Here is a 15,198-nt window from a genome sequence, read left to right as displayed (position 1 = left end):
GTGATCCTCAATTCAATCCGAGAACATGCCCATGATTGCCAACATGTCTTCTACTGATTCGAGCGCCAAGCGGCGGTCGGATCGTACCCCCGGATCCAGCTTCGACGCCTTCTGCAAAAGTGCCCTGAAAGTCTTGCGGCACCTGCTGCGCAACCCGATGACCCTGGCCGGATTGCTGGTCGCGCTGGTGCTGGTGGTGGTGGCGTTGTTTGCGCCGTGGATCGCTACCCATGATCCGGTGGCGCAAAACCTCGCCAATGCCCTGCAGGCACCGGGCGCCGCGCACTGGTTCGGCACCGATGAATACGGCCGGGATATCTTCAGTCGGCTGGTCTACGGCTCGCGCATCACGCTGTACATCATCACCCTGGTGACCGTGATCGTCGGCCCGATCGGCCTGTTTATCGGCACCGTCTCCGGCTACTACGGTGGTGTGGTCGACACGGTATTCATGCGTCTGACCGACATCTTCATTTCCTTCCCCAGCCTGGTGCTGGCGCTGGCGTTCATCGCTGCGCTCGGTCCGGGCCTGGAACACGCGGTGGTAGCGATTGCGCTGACGTCGTGGCCGCCGATTGCGCGACTGGCGCGGGCTGAAACCCTGTCGTTGCGCAAGGCTGACTTCGTCGTGGCGGTCGAGCTGCAAGGGGCTTCGTCCACGCGAATCATCCTGCGGCACATTGTGCCGATGTGCATGTCGTCGGTGATCATCCGCCTGACCATGAACATGGCCGGGATCATCCTCACCGCAGCGGCTTTGGGCTTTCTCGGCCTCGGTGCGCAAGCGCCGTCGCCGGAGTGGGGCGCGATGATTTCCACCGGGCGCCGCTACATGCTCGAGTGCTGGTGGCTGGTGGCTGTTCCGGGGGCCGCAATCATGTTGGTCAGCCTGGCTTTCAACCTGTTGGGCGACGGCCTGCGGGACATTCTTGATCCGCGCAGCGAGTAATCGGAGGCTGTATGTCTGCAATCAAATTGAACGTCGAAGGGCTCAATGTGCGCTTCGTCAATGCTCAGAAAGAAACCCATGCCGTGCGCGACGTGTCCTTCACCCTCGGGCGGGAAAAACTCGCCATTGTCGGTGAGTCGGGCTCGGGCAAATCGACGGTCGGTCGCAGCTTGCTGAAGCTGCACCCGGCCAGCGCGCGGATCACCGCCAAGGCAATGCAGTTCGGTGAAGTCGATCTGCTCTCAGCCGGCGAAAAGGTCATGCAGAAGATTCGTGGTCAGCGCATTTCGATGATCATGCAGGACCCGAAATACTCGCTGAACCCGGTGGTCAAGGTCGGCGATCAGATTGCCGAGGCGTATCTGGCGCACCACAAGGCCAGCCGCAGCGAGGCCCGCGAGCGGGTGCTGGAAATGCTCGAAAAGGTGCATATCCGTGATCCGCAACGGGTCTACAACCTTTACCCGCATGAGGTTTCCGGTGGTATGGGTCAGCGCATCATGATCGCGATGATGGTCATCACCCGGCCACAGGTGATCATCGCCGACGAGCCGACCTCGGCCCTTGATGTGTCGGTGCGTCAGCAAGTGCTCAACGTGCTGGAAGAACTGGTCGAACAGCAGGAAATGGGTCTGATTTTCGTCAGTCACGACCTCAACCTTGTGCGCAATTACTGCGACCGCGTGTTGGTGATGTACGCCGGCAGGGTGGTCGAATCGCTCGCCGCCGGTGACCTGCAACATGCGCAACATCCCTATACCCGCGGCCTGATGGCGGCGTTGCCGAGCATGGACAACCGTCGCGAACGGTTGCCGGTGTTGCAACGCGATCCACTGTGGCTGACTTGCTGAGGAATCGACCATGTCCATGATCCAAGCACACGCGCTGAACCTGAGTTTCGGCGCCGGCCCGGCCCTCAATCAGGTGCTGCACGACGTCAGCCTCAGTGTCGCCGACGGCGAATCCTTCGGCCTGGTAGGGGAGTCCGGCTCCGGCAAGACCACGGTATTGCGCTGCCTGGCCGGGCAGTACCGGCACTGGACCGGCGAGTTGAGCATTGCCGGCGCGCCGCTGCAGCACAAGATTCCCAAGGAACATTTCCGTCAGGTGCAGATGGTGTTCCAGGACCCTTACGGCTCGCTGCATCCGCGCCACACCGTCGACACGGCCCTGCGTGAGCCGCTGATTATTCACGGCGTGCGCGACAAGGACGACCGGATCAACGAGATCCTGCTCAAGGTCGGTCTGAACGACAGTTACCGTTTTCGCTATCCGCATCAGTTGTCCGGTGGCCAGCGCCAGCGCGTGGCGATTGCCCGTGCGCTGATTCTCGAGCCGCGCGTGTTGCTGCTCGATGAGCCGACTTCGGCGCTGGATGTCTCGGTGCAGGCGGAGATTCTCAATCTGCTGGCGGATTTGCGCCGGCGCGAGAAACTCACCTACCTGATGGTCACTCACGATCTGGGCGTGGTCACGCATCTGTGTGATCGGGTGGCGGTGATGCAGCTGGGCAAGATCGTGGAGCTGCTCGACAGTCAGGCGCTCAGCCAGGATCTGGCAAGCCACGCCTACACGCGGATGCTGGTACAAGCCAGTCGTGATTTCAGCCAGGAATCGGCGCGCCAGCTCGCTGGTTGAGCCGATCCATCAAGGAGCGCGACATGCCGCATTGTCTTATCGATTGCCCGCAAAGCCTGGCCCAGCGTGTCGGCGAGCAAACCCTGCTCGCTGCCGTGCATGACGCCCTCGATGCCTTCGGCCTGTTCAAGGCCGGGGACATCAAGGTGCGCCTCAACACGTTCGAGCATTACCGCTGCGGTGCGGGCGCGGACGATTTTGTCCATGTCGTCCTGTCGGTGTTGTCCGGGCGCAGTGCTGAACAGCGCCGGCGTCTGGCCTCGGCGACCGTGGCGGCGCTGGTCGCTTTGCTGCCGGACGTCGAATCGCTGTCGATGGAGGTTGTGGAAATGCCCCGCGAGACGTTCGTCAACCGCAGCCAATATTTGCAAGAAGCCGGATTGTCGGCCTGAACAAGGAGTGCTCATGCCTTATCGATATGTTGTTCCGACGCAGCGCAAAAAGCCTTTGGCCTTGTCGCTGGCAGCCACGTTGACGCTGGTTTGCAGTGTGCCGTCGTGGGCGCTGGAGGCGCCGGTAAAACTGCAGGTGCCGACGCTGGCCTACGATGATCAGCAGATCATCCTGGTCTGGGAGAAGCCCGCCGATCACGCCGATATCAGCGACTACCGAGTCTACGCCAACGGTGTGTTGCTGGGCGGCAGCAACGCCAACAATGACCGCGTCTCGCCGGCCAAACCTTACATTGATCGATTCTACGAACAGGATGTTGCCGGTTTTCATCATCGCATTGGCATTCACAGTTACACCGCGCAAGGCTTGAAAGCGGATACGGCCTATCGATTCACCGTGCGTTCGGTGGGCACCGATGGCACAGAGTCGGCCGACAGTCCGGCCGTTGTACAACGGACGAGCAAGGTCGCCGCCGTGTTCGATGTGAGGAAATATGGGGCCAAGGGTGACGGCAAAAGCCTCGATACTTTGGCGATCCAGAACGCCATCGACGCCTGCACACCCGGCTGCAAAGTATGGTTGCCCAAGGGCACCTACAAAAGCGGGGCGCTTTACCTGAAGAGCAACATCACCGTGGAAATCGCCGAGGGTGCAACGCTGTTGGGTTCCGAGCGTGCCGAAGACTATCCGTTGGCTGGCTACATCCAGTATCCGTATTCGAGCACCGTGCGCCCGGCGTCGCTGATCAACGCCTTGCCGCGCGACCCGCGGCAGCACCAGTCGTTCGAAAACATCCGTATCGTCGGCAAAGGCACGATTGACGGCAACGGCTGGAAGCGCCGCGCCGATGTCGTCGACGAACGCGGTCAGCCATTGCCGTTCTACCTGCCCAGCGACAACACTCGCTACCAACAGGACGGCATTCTGGCCAAGGCGCAAGTCGAGCAAGCGGTGGCGCGCGGCATGAACGTCAAGGACGCCTACGGGCAGATGCGCTCGTCGCTGATCACCCTGCGCAACGTCAAAAACGTGTTCTACGGCGGTTTCACCGTGGTGAACCCGGCCTTCCACGGAATCATGAACCTGGAAACCGAAAACGTAGTGCTGGCCAACACCACGCATAAAACCTACGACGCCAATAACGGCGACGGCATCGAATTCGCCAACAGCAAGGGCGCAATGGTCTTCAACAACTTCTTTGATACCGGCGATGACTGCGTCAATTTTGCTGCGGGTACCGGGGCGGATGCCGTGCAGCAAAAGCCGCAGGAAGATGCCTGGATCTTCAATAACTACTTTCGCAAGGGTCACGGCATGGTGGTTGCCGGCAGCCATACCGGCGCGTGGATTCAAAACATCCTCGCCGAAGACAACGTTTCCGATGGCACCGATGCCGGCCTGCGCATGAAGAGCACCAACTTCATGGGCGGCGGCGCGCGTAACGTGATCTTCCGCGACTCGGCGATCCGCAATACGCTCAAGCAGGCGTTCATTTTTACCCTCGACTACAACGATCCGAATGCCAAGCTGGATTACCAGCGCTCAACCATTCCCGGGCAATTCCGTGATATCCGCATCGCCGACGTGAGCATCGAAAATGCCCAGGGCAAAGCGATCGAGGTCAAGGGCGACAGTCAGCACAATGCCTGGCATCAGGGATTGGTGTTCGAGCGCGTGCGCTTCAGTGGTCCGGCACAGGCGCAGATCGACGGGTTGAAGGATTCGCTGTTCGACCATGTGTCGTTCAGCGAGTACGGTGCTGCCAACCCGTGGCAAGTCACCGGGAGTGTCGGGCTGACGTTCAAGGATGTGCAGCCACCACCACCGTAGAACCCTGATCAAGGTTTCGGCGATTTACCGAGGTCTTCCGAGTCGCTCGAAGTAGCAGCATCTTTTGCCGTTTCATGCGACTCGGCGCCGGAATTCGAGCCCGACGCCTCTTCACCTTTCTTGTCGGCCTTGTCTGCGTTGGATTGAGCTTTGCCGGCTTGATTCACGCCGGGAAGCGCGGTGGGCGGCGCGGCAGACTCGTCAGCCGTCTTAGCGGCTGCCGAGGCGAAAAGCGGGCAGGCCGCGAGCAGGCTGGCCAAGGTGATCGCTGCAATTTTGCTGTTCATGATGGTCGTCTTCCGGTCGAGGCGGATGGTGATCATTGGAGGCGCCCGGCAAGCGAAGGTGCCCGCTGCTGGACGGGCGGTCAGTCGCTGCTGTTCGCATCACGCGAGGTCGACGATCTGGCTCCACTCAAGCCCGAACCGGCCGAGTGAGCGAGGTGTTTTTGCCGGATCGCATCGATTGTCGGGTGGAGGGCGCGGGTCGATTGCGTGTTGAGGTCAGCGCCAATTGATAGTCAGCCTAGGGGCGGTGGGATTTCATCAGGAAACCCCACTGCCTTTTTACGTCCGTAAAAAATCGCGAAAGGCGGCAAATTGCTGGCCCCCGGATTTTTGCTTCCCCGGCAAAATCGCCTTTTTTCAGAAGGTTAGGTTGGCTTATGCGGACGATTGTCATCACCGTTGCAACGCTTTCCCTGGCTGTTTTCGCGGTGGGAGTGCAGGCGAAAGAGCTGAGTAAAAGCCATCGCTTTGCCTGCACCTGGGGCTCGGACATTGCTGCCGGTGCCCAGCAATCGAAGTTGGCGGGCGTCTCGCTGTACGGCGCACGCAAACAATTGCAGGTGCGCCGCTTCCAGCAACCGTGGATGCGCATGACCGCGATGGGGATTACCGAGCAAACCTACAACAGCACGTCGAAGCTCAAGCCTGCGGCGGTCAAGCAGACCTATTACGAACAATGCGTACGCCACGAATTGGCCCAGCGATAACGCAGAAAGCCCAATTTTTTCAGGTTGGGCTTTTTCATGCCTGAGGAAATGTCAGGATTACTTTTCGCTCTCGCAATTGACCATCCACGATACGCCAAAACGATCCACCAGCATGCCGAAGCGCACCGCCCAGAACGTCGCTTCTAACGGCATGTCGACGCGCCCGTCCTTGGCCAAGGCGTTAAACACTCGATCGGCTTCAGCAATGCTGTCGACATTCAGCGAAATCGAGCAGCCGCTCATGCCTTGGGTCGGGCGGTCGGGCGTGGTGTCCGAGGCCATGATCATCTGATCTCCGACCTTCAGACAGGTATGGATGATCAGAGAGTGGTGCTCTTTGGGCACATGCTCGGCGGCGGGCGTTTCGCCGAACGTCATCATCGCCTCGAGTTTTCCCTGCAAGGCTTGCTCGTAAAAGGTGAAGGCCTCGCGGCAGTCACCGTTGAAGATCAGGTACGGGTCGATTCTCATGTCTCTGCTCCCGGCAGTCAGGCGCGGAGAGTGGCGGGGGTTCGTCGGGTTCCGCGTAGGGCGGTTAAAACATAGCAGAGCGTTGGACGCCGGAAAGGCCAGAGTCTTCCAGATGTTTTTGTTCTGAAAAGCGCCTCGACGATAACGCGCTCTTCGTGTGAAATTCAGTCGTAGCGCTGGAGTACCATAACGCACCGCCATCGCCTGCCGAGTCCCATGCCCCATGCCTGATCTATCGCGTTTCACCTCTTTGTTCGATCAGGCGCAGCGAGCCTTGCGCTTGGTTTGGGGGACATCGCGTGGCTTGTTTCTCGGGCTGGTGCTGGCAACGCTGGTGGCCGGGTTGCTGCCGGCACTGGCGGCGTGGTTGGGGCAGCGGATTGTCGATGCCGTGGTGGCGGCGATGCAGTTGCACGCGCAACACGGCAGTGCGCCGCTGTGGCCGGTGTTGCGTTATGTGTTGTTGGAGGCCGGGGTGTTGGCGCTATTGTCCGGCACACAACGAGCACTGTCGGTGCAGCAGTCGTTGTTGCGGGTGCAACTGGGGCAGAAGGTCAATACGCTGATCCTGGAAAAAGCGCAGACCCTGTCACTGGTGCAGTTCGAGAACTCCGAGTTCTACGACAAACTCGTGCGCGTGCGTCGCGAGGCTTCGACCCGGCCACTGGCGCTGGTCATGAAGTCGCTGGGACTGATTCAGAACCTGATCATGCTGATCAGCTTCGGCGTGCTGCTGGTGCATTTTTCGCCTTGGGCGCTGGTGCTGCTGGTGGTGGGGGCGTTGCCGGTGTTCTTTGCCGAGGCGCATTTTTCCGGGGATGCCTTTCGGTTGTTCACCCGCCGCGCGCCGGAGAGTCGGCAGCAGAATTACATCGAAACCTTGCTGTCCCACGAAACCTATATCAAAGAGGTCAAGCTGTTCGGCTTTGCCCCACTGTTGCTGCAACGCTACCGCGACACGTTCGCCAGGTTGTATGCCGAAGACCGCCGTTTGACGTTACGGCGCGATGGCTGGGGTTTCGGCCTCGGTCTGCTCGGTACTGCGGCATTTTACGTGGCCTATGCCTGGGTGGTGATCGATGCCGTGCATGGCCAGATCAGCCTCGGCCAGATGACCATGTATCTGGTGCTGTTCAAGCAAGGCCAAAGTGCGGTGAGCAGCAGTTTGAGTGCGATCAGCGGCCTGTATGAAGACGGACTCTACCTGACGAGTCTTTATGAATACTTGGCCGAACCGGTGCAGGCGGATGCCGGCCACCTGACGGTTGGAGCCTGCCCGGGTGATGGTTTGCGCTTCGAAAATGTCGGTTTCCGTTATCCCGGTGCCAGTCGGCCAGCACTGGAAAACATTGACCTGCAACTGGTGCCAGGCCAAAGCATGGCGCTGGTCGGCGAGAACGGTTCTGGCAAGACCACGCTGATCAAGTTACTGACCCGGCTCTACCGCCCTGATCAAGGGCGCATTCTGCTCGACGGCAGCGATTTGCAGGATTGGCAGGAGACCGCATTGCGTCGGCGTATTGGCGTAATTTTCCAGGACTATATTCGCTACCAGTTCAGCGTCGGCGAAAACATCGGCGTCGGCGACACCTTGGCGTTCAACGATTCGCAACGATGGAAAGAGGCGGCTGCCCAAGGCATGGCGGCGCCCTTTATCGAAGGACTGGACAAGGGCTATGCCACGCAGTTGGGACGCTGGTTTGCCGGTGGCCAGGAATTGTCTGGCGGGCAGTGGCAGAAGATTGCCTTGTCCCGCGCGTACATGCGCCGTGAGGCCGACATTCTGATCCTTGATGAGCCGACTTCGGCGCTCGACCCGGCAGCTGAAGCCGCGGTGTTCGAGCATTTCAGCCAGCACAGCGAAGGGCGCATGACCTTGCTGATTTCCCATCGCTTTTCCAGCGTGCGCAATGCCGACCACATCATCGTGCTGCAACAAGGCCAAATCCTCGAGCAGGGCGGCCACGATCAACTGATAGCCGCTGCCGGGCATTACGCGCAACTGTTTGATTTGCAGGCGCGCGGCTACCGTTAAGTGTCCCGTCCGCTGCGCACGGTTGTCGGCCCGGCCACCCTAGGGACGGGCTTGCTCTGCATCAGGCTGTCGAGCGCCTTGCGGTAATTCTGCCCGCCGAGCGCCATGCTGTTGTTGTGCGTCGCCCCCGGCACCAACAGCAGGCGCTTGGGTTGTTGCGCGGCGTTGAACAATTGCTCACTGAAACGTGGTGGCACGAAAGCGTCAGCCAGACCGTGCACCACCAGCAGCGGCATGTGAATGTCGGCGATCTTGTCGATCGAATCGAATTTCTGCGAGAGCAGCCAGCGCACCGGCAGTGAAGTGTTGGCCACGGACGCGGCAACGTCGGCCAGTGTCGTGAACGTCGACTCGATGACCAGTCCGCGCACTGGCAGTGCGGAATGATCGCGGGCGGCTGTTTGCCCGAGTTCCGCCGCCAGATCGATCGCCACGGCGCCGCCCAGGGAGTGCCCGTAGATCAGGCGTTTGGCCGGATCCGGTTGCAGCAGCTTGAAGCGCTCCCACGCTACTCGCGCATCTTCGTAAACACTGCTTTCCGACGGCAGATCACCGTGGCTCTTGCCAAAACCACGGTAGTCGATGGCCAGCACCGAATAACCCGCCGCGCGCAATTGTTCGATGCGGAACAGTTGCCCGGTGAGGTTCCAGCGTACGCCGTGCAAATAAAGAATGGCCGGCGCACTGGCCTTTTCCGCCGGCCACCACCAGGCATGAATGTTCTGCCCGGCCTTGAAACTCTTCGGTTGCAGGTCGAGTTCCTGCACGCTGCCGGGCAAGCCGTGATACCAGCCGGCGGTGCCCGGCTCAATGCGAAACAGCAATTTGCGCTCGGTGTGTTGCAGCACACCACAACTCGCCGGCACGCCGATAATCAGCGCGGCCATGCAGGCGAACGCCAAACGGCGGCGTCGTAGACGCGTCATGAAGGACTGGAACATTAAACGTTTCACCAAGGCGCAGCCAAAGAACGCTTTTTACCAGATGGCTCGGCCTGCGCGTGAATTTTTCGACCACCGCCCCGGCGCAACGATTACCAAATGCTGCAAGGACTCACACGACCTGCAGAACGATCTTGCCGATATGGTCGCCAGCCTCCATGTGCGCGTGGGCCTGAGCCGCGTCGTTGAGTGAATAAACCTTGTCGATCATCGGCAGGCAGCGCCCGGCAGACAGTGCCGGCCATCCGTGCTCACGCAGTTGATCGGCAATCGCGGCTTTTTCGGCAGCGGTGCGGGCGCGAAGGAGAGATCCGGTAATGACCGCGCGTTTGGCCATCATCGCCAGCAGATCAAAGTCATTGGCCCGTGCGCCGCCAAGGAAACCGAGCATGACCAGACGGCCATCCATCGCCAGGGCGCTGACGTTATCGTTGAGATACGAGCCTCCCATGATGTCGAGGATCACATTCACACCTTGGCCAGCAGTTTTATCGGTGATGACCTGTGCGAATTTCTCATCGCGGTAATTGATCGCTTCGCCACCCAGATCGCGAATTGCCGCGCATTTGTCCGGGCTGCCGGCGGTGGCAAACGCTTCTATACCGAACTCGCGGCAAAGCATCAGCGCAGTAGTGCCTATACCGCTGGTGCCACCGTGAATCAGCGCGCGTTGACCACGGCTGGCGCCGCCAAGGCCGAACAGGTTGGCCCACACGGTGAAGAACGTTTCCGGGATCGCGGCCGCCTGGACCCAGTCCACGCCATCAGGAATCGGCAGGGTTTGGCCGGCCGGTACGGCGCAGTATTCGGCATAACCGCCGCCATTGGTCAACGCGCAGACTTTGTCGCCCACGGCGAATTGACTGACACCCGCCCCGAGTGCAACGACTTCGCCGGCAACCTCCAGCCCGGGGATCGGGTTGATGCCGGGTTTCATCGGGTATTTACCGGCACGCTGCAAGGCGTCCGGCCGGTTGATCCCGGCGGCGTGTACGCGGATCAGCACTTCGCCTTGTGCCGCGACCGGCAGCGGCACGCGTCGCGGTTGCAAGACTTCGGGGCCTCCGGGTTCGGTAATTTCGATTCGGGTCATTTCATTGGGCAGGGACATATCGTTTCTCTTGGCTTGAGTTGTGTAGGTGGGAGCCTGCCGGGCAGGCAATGATTCCCTTCAATTTGCGCAGCAGCGCGGCTCAACCGGGGCGGGCAGCCATTTCATGGCCTGCTCCAGCAGCAACGCCACGACGATCGCACCAGCGGCAATAACGAACAACAACGCGTGGTGGCCGCCGCTGGCATTGAACAGCGCCGAATAGGCAAATCCGGCCAACGCCTGAAACGTGGCGAACGACACCGTGGCGCGGCTCCAGGCGATTTGCTGGCGATGGTGCTCCGGCACCAGTTCATGCACCCGGGCCAGCGCCAGCGGCACGATGCCGGGCGGAAATGAACCGAGAATCACCGCCAGCAACGCCAACGCCAGAAACGAGTGGGAGATCGCCAGCAGTCCGAGGGTAATCGCCTGCACTACCAGCACCAGACGAATGCTCGACCGTGCACCCAACTGATCGGCGAGAAAGCCATAAGTCACTGGCCCGACAATCGCACCCAAGCCATACATCACCCATACCAGCGCACCGATATGCGCGCCGGCGCCGAGTCCACGCGCCACGTAATCCACCAGAAACACCATCGCCGGCACCAGACCGGCGGCCATAAAGGCATATTGGGCGAACAGCACGTAGACCGCGCGCGGCGTCGGTTCAACGGACGCCGTTTCGTGCGCAGCCACCGGGTGCGCAAAATCGGACGGCCAGCCGAACCAGCTCAGCGCAGTCAGCAACAGGGCCAATGCGCCCAGGCCCAGCCAAGTCGCCTGCAAACCCAGGCCCAACAGCGGCGGCACCAGCGTCCCGGAGCCGGCAATGCCGAGACCGATGCCGAGAAAAATCGCACCACTGGCCAACCCTTTGCGTGCGGCTGGAACATGCGGCAATACCGTCGCCGCAACCAACACCATGATCGCGCCACCGGCAATCCCCGACAGCAGCCGCCAGCCGAAGAACCAGCGCACCGACAAGGGAAATGCACAGGCAAAAAATGCGGCGGTGACGATCAGCATCATCAAGCGCAAGGCATTTCTATTGCCGAACTGGCGCGCTGTCGGCCGGCCGAGCAGGGCGCCGATCAGATAGCCGACCAGATTGGCCGCACCGAGGTAGACCACATCATCGGCGCTGAACCACTGCGCTTCAATCAGCGCAGGAATCAACGGCGTGTAAGCGAAACGTGCCAGTCCGATGCTGACCAGGCTGGCGCAGAGGCCGGCGAAGATCGGCAGCCAGATACCGGTGGAGGTTGAAGTGCGCATGATAGCGATCTCGCGGAAGGTTTATGGCGTTCAGCATATCGGCTATCTTTGCTGCGTTAATGCAGCGATTAAGCGGCACGCTGATGCGTATTTGCATCATACGGAGGCAGCATGAATTGGGATGACGCACGGGTATTTCTCGCCGTTTGCCGCGAGTCGACGCTGCGCGGGGCCGCACGGATTCTGGGGGTAGATCAGGCAACCGTCGGGCGGCGGATCACGGCGCTGGAAAAGTCCCTGGGTGCGACGTTGTTTTTGCGCACCTCCGACGGCTACGCGTTGACGGCCGTCGGCGAAGCGGCGCTCAAAAGCGTGGAGAAGATGGAGCATTCGGCACTGGAGCTGGAGCGGCAGATTCAAGGCCTGGACGATCGCCTGACCGGCACGGTGCGCGTCAGCACCACGGATTCGCTGGCCATCGATTTCCTGATTCCGGCGATCGCCCGTTTGCACGAGCAGCACCCGGACGTGCGGGTGCAACTGGATGCGTCCACGCAAATCCTCAGCCTGGCCAAGCGCGAGGCGGATATCGCCGTGCGCAACACCCGACCGGACAATCCGGATCTGATCGCTCGGCGAATTGCTCGATGGCCGGTGGGGCTGTTTGCTTCCCAAGCGTATATAGACGCCAATGGCGTGCCGCCGCCGGGCACGGCGTTCGAAGGGCATGATCTGGTGGTCTATCAACCGTATCTGCAAAGCAAAAAGGACCTGACCCTGGTATCGGAACCGCTGAGCCGCGGCCGGATAGTCGCCAGCCTCAGTTCCAGTTTGCTCGTGCGTCGTTCGATTGCAGTAGGGTTGGGTGTAGGAGAAATCCCGGTGTACATGGGCGAGCGCGATGGCCTGATCAGGCTTTGGCCGGAGCGCACCACGCCATTGCCCTATGAGGTATGGCTGGTAACCCACGCGGACCTGCGCCATACCGCGCGGGTGAGGGCGGTGATTGAGCAGATTGTCGACGTGTTCGCGTCGGAGAATGAGTAGGTAGATGCTGTTTTGGCAGGGCTACAACCTCTGACGAAACGGCCTACACCAGAGGCAGAATCTCCCGGCTTGTGAGCCTGTTGGATGGGGCCTATTGTTTCGGCATGTCGGTGAGGGGCGCAGGACTCGCACTGATGTTGATACCAGGGAAGGTATTGGTAAACCCAGGAAGGTGCCGAATTGAGAACCACGGAATTCAGTCAAAATCCAGTCAGTGACCTATCGAGTAAAGGTCGGAATACTCAAACCATGAACGCTATAAGCCGTGAAGAGTTCAATGCCAGGATCGAGACCATTGAGACGAGGATGGATGCTCGGTTCGAGGGTGTGTCGGCAAAAATCGATGCTTATCTTTTGACTCAGGCGGAGAGGGACAAACGATACGATCTGATGTGGGACGGTGTACAAAAAATCGCCGAAGACTCAAAAGAAGCCATCAAACAAGCCTCGACAGTGAAGGCGCATTACTGGGCGACGACAGCCGTCCATTTCCTTGGAATGATCACCGTCGTCGTGGGGGCGCACTTCGCCAATCAGGCAGCGGTGTTAACCACCTTGCAGACGACACTCGCTGCGATCCAGGCAGGTAAAGATATAGGCGCACCAAGACCTGCTTCGCAACAAGCACCCGAATCAGCACAATAGAAAACGGCCTTCAAAGAAGGCCGTTTTTCGTGAGCATTGAAACACCGCGTTATGGCATCTCTGGCAATTCCTGCGGCCGCAGGTCGAATACCAGCACTTCGGCATCGACACCGTTGCTCAAAGTCAGCAACTGTTCCTCGCGAATCCGCACGCCGTCACCTTCGCGCAGTGACTGGCCGTTGAGTTCAACGCTGCCACGTGCGACATGCACATAGGCATAGCGGTTGGCCGCCAGTTCCAGCGTGGCGCTTTCCTTGCCGTCGAACAGCCCGGCGAAGACCCGTGCATCCTGACGCACCTTGAGCGAACCGTGCTTGCCGTCCGGCGAAATGATCAACTGGAGGCGACCGCGTTTTTTCTCGGCGCTGAAATGCTCCTGTTGGTAGCGCGGTTTGGCGCCGGCAACCTCCGGCACAATCCAGATCTGCAGGAAGTGCACCGGTTTGCTCGCCGAATGGTTGAACTCACTGTGCGCCACGCCGCTGCCAGCGCTCATCAATTGCACGTCACCCGGGCGGATGACCGAGCCGGTACCCAGCGTGTCCTTGTGTTCCAGCGCACCTTCCAGCACGTAGGAAAAGATCTCCATGTCGCGATGCGGGTGCTGGCCGAAGCCTTTACCGGCGGCAACGCGGTCGTCGTTAATCACCAGAAGGTCGGAAAAACCCTGTTCACGTGGGTCACGATAGCTGGCGAAGGAAAATGTGTGAAAGGACTTCAACCAGCCATGATTGGCGAGGCCACGATCGGAGGCTTTGCGAAGGGTCAGCATGATGAAATCTCCTTGCAGGACGTGAATTCGTCCGAGTGAGGAGAAGGTTACTGGTTACTGTTCGGCGCAATAAGTAGATGAAAATTGAAAGACTGTCCTGATCAGGTTGACAGTTGTGCGATGCTGTTCACACAAACTTTTATGCCCGGAGTGCCGCACTTGGCCATAATGTCTGGCCTGTCTCATGTCTCCCTGATTTAAGTGATGTCTGCCCATGAAAACCGTGGCAATGGTGCTGTTCCCCGACTTTCTCCTGCTCGATATGGCCGGGCCATTGGAGGTTTTTTCGGTTGCCAACCGCTACCTGAAAGCCGAAGCGCATTATCAATTGGTCACGCTTGGCACCGAGCGTGGCCCACTTCGGGCATCCAATGGCGTGTTGGTGCATGCCGATGCGACCATTGACGACAACACCGAACATTATGATCTGCTGTTGGTGCCGGGCGGTCCGGGTGCCTACAACCAACAATTTCCGTCGTTGTTCGCCTGGCTCAAAGGTGCTGTTCAGCGCGTCGAACATTACGGTTCGATCTGCACCGGCGCCTTCGTGCTCGGGCATGCCGGGTTGCTGGATGGCTACCGGGTGACCACCCACTGGAACTACACCGAACGTCTGATCAAGGGGTTCCCGAAGGCCCATGTCACCACGGATCAGATCTATGTCGAAGATCGCAATCTGATCACCTCGGGCGGTGTCACGGCCGGAATCGATATGGCGCTCGCTGTCATCGCCCGCGATCACGGGAAGAAACTCGCCCAGGATGTCGCCAAAGTCCTGCTGGTGGTGATGAAACGGCAGGGCGGGCAGGCCCAGTTCAGTCCGCTGATGGCCGCTGTGGCACCGCAGGAAACGCCGATCACCCGCGCGCAAAGCTACGTGCTGGAGCACCTCGACGAAGCGTTCACGGTCGAACGCATGGCCGCCATTGCCAACATGAGTGCGCGGCACTTTGCACGCGTGTTCACCCGCGAAATCAATATGACGCCGATGGAGTTTCTGCAAAGTGCGCGCATCGACTGCGCGCGCAACCTGCTCGAAACCAGCGATCTGCCGCTTAAAACCGTGGCTTACAAAAGTGGTTTCGGCAGTGTGCGGCACATGCGTTCACTGTTCGCTGAAAAGCTCGGCCTGACCCCTGCGCAGTACCGCGAACAGTTCAGCTAGAGCGCTT

At 60.0% G+C, this 15,198-nt stretch carries 16 protein-coding genes; 10 read left to right on the top strand and 6 right to left on the bottom strand.

What is annotated here, in order from left to right; translation table 11 throughout:
- Positions 1-31: 31 nt before the first annotated feature.
- The 5 genes from ACOYXE_RS12305 to ACOYXE_RS12285 are packed head-to-tail and all read left to right on the top strand — an operon-like array spanning position 32 to position 4,810.
- Positions 32-949 (top strand): ABC transporter permease, encoded by a 918-nt coding sequence (locus ACOYXE_RS12305; RefSeq protein ID WP_034152645.1) that lies wholly within the window; start codon positions 32-34, stop codon positions 947-949.
- 11 nt (positions 950-960) lie between these two features.
- Positions 961-1,800: an ABC transporter ATP-binding protein gene (locus tag ACOYXE_RS12300; protein ID WP_026000816.1), complete on the top strand. Its 840-nt coding sequence runs from the start codon at positions 961-963 to the stop codon at positions 1,798-1,800.
- Positions 1,801-1,810: 10 nt separating this feature from the next.
- Positions 1,811-2,587, top strand: coding sequence for an ABC transporter ATP-binding protein (locus tag ACOYXE_RS12295; RefSeq protein WP_160057189.1), 777 nt, complete (start codon positions 1,811-1,813; stop codon positions 2,585-2,587).
- 23 nt (positions 2,588-2,610) lie between these two features.
- Complete coding sequence (locus tag ACOYXE_RS12290; RefSeq protein WP_160057190.1) at positions 2,611-2,979, top strand: 5-carboxymethyl-2-hydroxymuconate Delta-isomerase; 369 nt, start codon at positions 2,611-2,613, stop codon at positions 2,977-2,979.
- Positions 2,980-2,992: 13 nt separating this feature from the next.
- Complete coding sequence (locus ACOYXE_RS12285; protein WP_460929438.1) at positions 2,993-4,810, top strand: glycosyl hydrolase family 28 protein; 1,818 nt, start codon at positions 2,993-2,995, stop codon at positions 4,808-4,810.
- An 8-nt stretch (positions 4,811-4,818) separates the two neighbouring features.
- Here the strand turns inward: ACOYXE_RS12285 and ACOYXE_RS12280 are convergent, their stop codons facing one another.
- A complete protein-coding gene (locus ACOYXE_RS12280; RefSeq protein ID WP_160060068.1) occupies positions 4,819-5,097 on the bottom strand; it encodes a hypothetical protein in 279 nt (92 codons plus the stop codon).
- A 377-nt stretch (positions 5,098-5,474) separates the two neighbouring features.
- Between ACOYXE_RS12280 and ACOYXE_RS12275 the strand changes: the two genes are divergently transcribed.
- On the top strand, positions 5,475-5,804 hold the full coding sequence (locus ACOYXE_RS12275) for a hypothetical protein (protein ID WP_160057192.1): 330 nt from the start codon (positions 5,475-5,477) through the stop codon (positions 5,802-5,804).
- Positions 5,805-5,861: 57 nt separating this feature from the next.
- On the opposite strand, the gene ACOYXE_RS12270 is transcribed toward ACOYXE_RS12275, so the two are convergent.
- Positions 5,862-6,275, bottom strand: a complete 414-nt coding sequence (locus ACOYXE_RS12270; protein WP_150752119.1) for a VOC family protein — start codon at positions 6,273-6,275, stop codon at positions 5,862-5,864.
- Positions 6,276-6,498: 223 nt separating this feature from the next.
- Between ACOYXE_RS12270 and ACOYXE_RS12265 the strand changes: the two genes are divergently transcribed.
- Positions 6,499-8,310 (top strand): ABC transporter ATP-binding protein, encoded by a 1,812-nt coding sequence (locus tag ACOYXE_RS12265; protein ID WP_460929435.1) that lies wholly within the window; start codon positions 6,499-6,501, stop codon positions 8,308-8,310.
- Here the strand turns inward: ACOYXE_RS12265 and ACOYXE_RS12260 are convergent.
- The 3 genes from ACOYXE_RS12260 to ACOYXE_RS12250 form a co-directional block, all read right to left on the bottom strand.
- Positions 8,307-9,251, bottom strand: a complete 945-nt coding sequence (locus ACOYXE_RS12260; protein WP_160057195.1) for an alpha/beta hydrolase — start codon at positions 9,249-9,251, stop codon at positions 8,307-8,309. The genes ACOYXE_RS12265 and ACOYXE_RS12260 overlap by 4 nt on opposite strands.
- A 112-nt stretch (positions 9,252-9,363) precedes the next feature.
- Positions 9,364-10,362 carry an NAD(P)H-quinone oxidoreductase gene (locus tag ACOYXE_RS12255; protein WP_460929433.1) on the bottom strand — a complete coding sequence of 333 codons (999 nt, stop codon included), beginning with the start codon at positions 10,360-10,362 and terminating at the stop codon, positions 9,364-9,366.
- Between the two features lie 60 nt (positions 10,363-10,422).
- On the bottom strand, positions 10,423-11,622 hold the full coding sequence (locus ACOYXE_RS12250; protein ID WP_460929431.1) for a YbfB/YjiJ family MFS transporter: 1,200 nt from the start codon (positions 11,620-11,622) through the stop codon (positions 10,423-10,425).
- 111 nt (positions 11,623-11,733) lie between these two features.
- Between ACOYXE_RS12250 and ACOYXE_RS12245 the strand changes: the two genes are divergently transcribed.
- Complete coding sequence (locus ACOYXE_RS12245; RefSeq protein WP_460929429.1) at positions 11,734-12,609, top strand: LysR family transcriptional regulator; 876 nt, start codon at positions 11,734-11,736, stop codon at positions 12,607-12,609.
- Between the two features lie 249 nt (positions 12,610-12,858).
- Entirely contained in the window at positions 12,859-13,254 is a 396-nt protein-coding gene (locus ACOYXE_RS12240; protein ID WP_160057199.1) for a hypothetical protein, read from the top strand.
- 49 nt (positions 13,255-13,303) lie between these two features.
- Here the strand turns inward: ACOYXE_RS12240 and ACOYXE_RS12235 are convergent, their stop codons facing one another.
- Positions 13,304-14,026 carry a pirin family protein gene (locus ACOYXE_RS12235; RefSeq protein ID WP_160057200.1) on the bottom strand — a complete coding sequence of 241 codons (723 nt, stop codon included), beginning with the start codon at positions 14,024-14,026 and terminating at the stop codon, positions 13,304-13,306.
- A 214-nt stretch (positions 14,027-14,240) separates the two neighbouring features.
- Here ACOYXE_RS12235 and ACOYXE_RS12230 point away from each other — a divergent pair, with 214 nt between their 5' ends.
- Entirely contained in the window at positions 14,241-15,191 is a 951-nt protein-coding gene (locus ACOYXE_RS12230) for a GlxA family transcriptional regulator (protein WP_160057201.1), read from the top strand.
- The last annotated feature ends 7 nt before the right edge of the window (positions 15,192-15,198 follow it).

It is taken from the genome of Pseudomonas sp. MC6, from assembly GCF_054790575.1.
Note: the sequence above shows the minus strand (reverse complement) of the source record. Positions and strands in the feature narration are given on the sequence as shown.

Bases quoted from the DNA above. Each gene is read 5' to 3' on its own strand.
- ACOYXE_RS12305 (WP_034152645.1), top strand. From the start codon at position 32: ATGATTGCCAACATGTCTTCTACTGATTCGAGCGCCAAGCGGCGGTCG.
- ACOYXE_RS12300 (WP_026000816.1), top strand. From the start codon at position 961: ATGTCTGCAATCAAATTGAACGTCGAAGGGCTCAATGTGCGCTTCGTC.
- ACOYXE_RS12295 (WP_160057189.1), top strand. From the start codon at position 1,811: ATGTCCATGATCCAAGCACACGCGCTGAACCTGAGTTTCGGCGCCGGC.
- ACOYXE_RS12290 (WP_160057190.1), top strand. From the start codon at position 2,611: ATGCCGCATTGTCTTATCGATTGCCCGCAAAGCCTGGCCCAGCGTGTC.
- ACOYXE_RS12285 (WP_460929438.1), top strand. From the start codon at position 2,993: ATGCCTTATCGATATGTTGTTCCGACGCAGCGCAAAAAGCCTTTGGCC.
- ACOYXE_RS12280 (WP_160060068.1), bottom strand. From the start codon at position 5,097: ATGAACAGCAAAATTGCAGCGATCACCTTGGCCAGCCTGCTCGCGGCC.
- ACOYXE_RS12275 (WP_160057192.1), top strand. From the start codon at position 5,475: ATGCGGACGATTGTCATCACCGTTGCAACGCTTTCCCTGGCTGTTTTC.
- ACOYXE_RS12270 (WP_150752119.1), bottom strand. From the start codon at position 6,275: ATGAGAATCGACCCGTACCTGATCTTCAACGGTGACTGCCGCGAGGCC.
- ACOYXE_RS12265 (WP_460929435.1), top strand. From the start codon at position 6,499: ATGCCTGATCTATCGCGTTTCACCTCTTTGTTCGATCAGGCGCAGCGA.
- ACOYXE_RS12260 (WP_160057195.1), bottom strand. From the start codon at position 9,251: ATGTTCCAGTCCTTCATGACGCGTCTACGACGCCGCCGTTTGGCGTTC.
- ACOYXE_RS12255 (WP_460929433.1), bottom strand. From the start codon at position 10,362: ATGTCCCTGCCCAATGAAATGACCCGAATCGAAATTACCGAACCCGGA.
- ACOYXE_RS12250 (WP_460929431.1), bottom strand. From the start codon at position 11,622: ATGCGCACTTCAACCTCCACCGGTATCTGGCTGCCGATCTTCGCCGGC.
- ACOYXE_RS12245 (WP_460929429.1), top strand. From the start codon at position 11,734: ATGAATTGGGATGACGCACGGGTATTTCTCGCCGTTTGCCGCGAGTCG.
- ACOYXE_RS12240 (WP_160057199.1), top strand. From the start codon at position 12,859: ATGAACGCTATAAGCCGTGAAGAGTTCAATGCCAGGATCGAGACCATT.
- ACOYXE_RS12235 (WP_160057200.1), bottom strand. From the start codon at position 14,026: ATGCTGACCCTTCGCAAAGCCTCCGATCGTGGCCTCGCCAATCATGGC.
- ACOYXE_RS12230 (WP_160057201.1), top strand. From the start codon at position 14,241: ATGAAAACCGTGGCAATGGTGCTGTTCCCCGACTTTCTCCTGCTCGAT.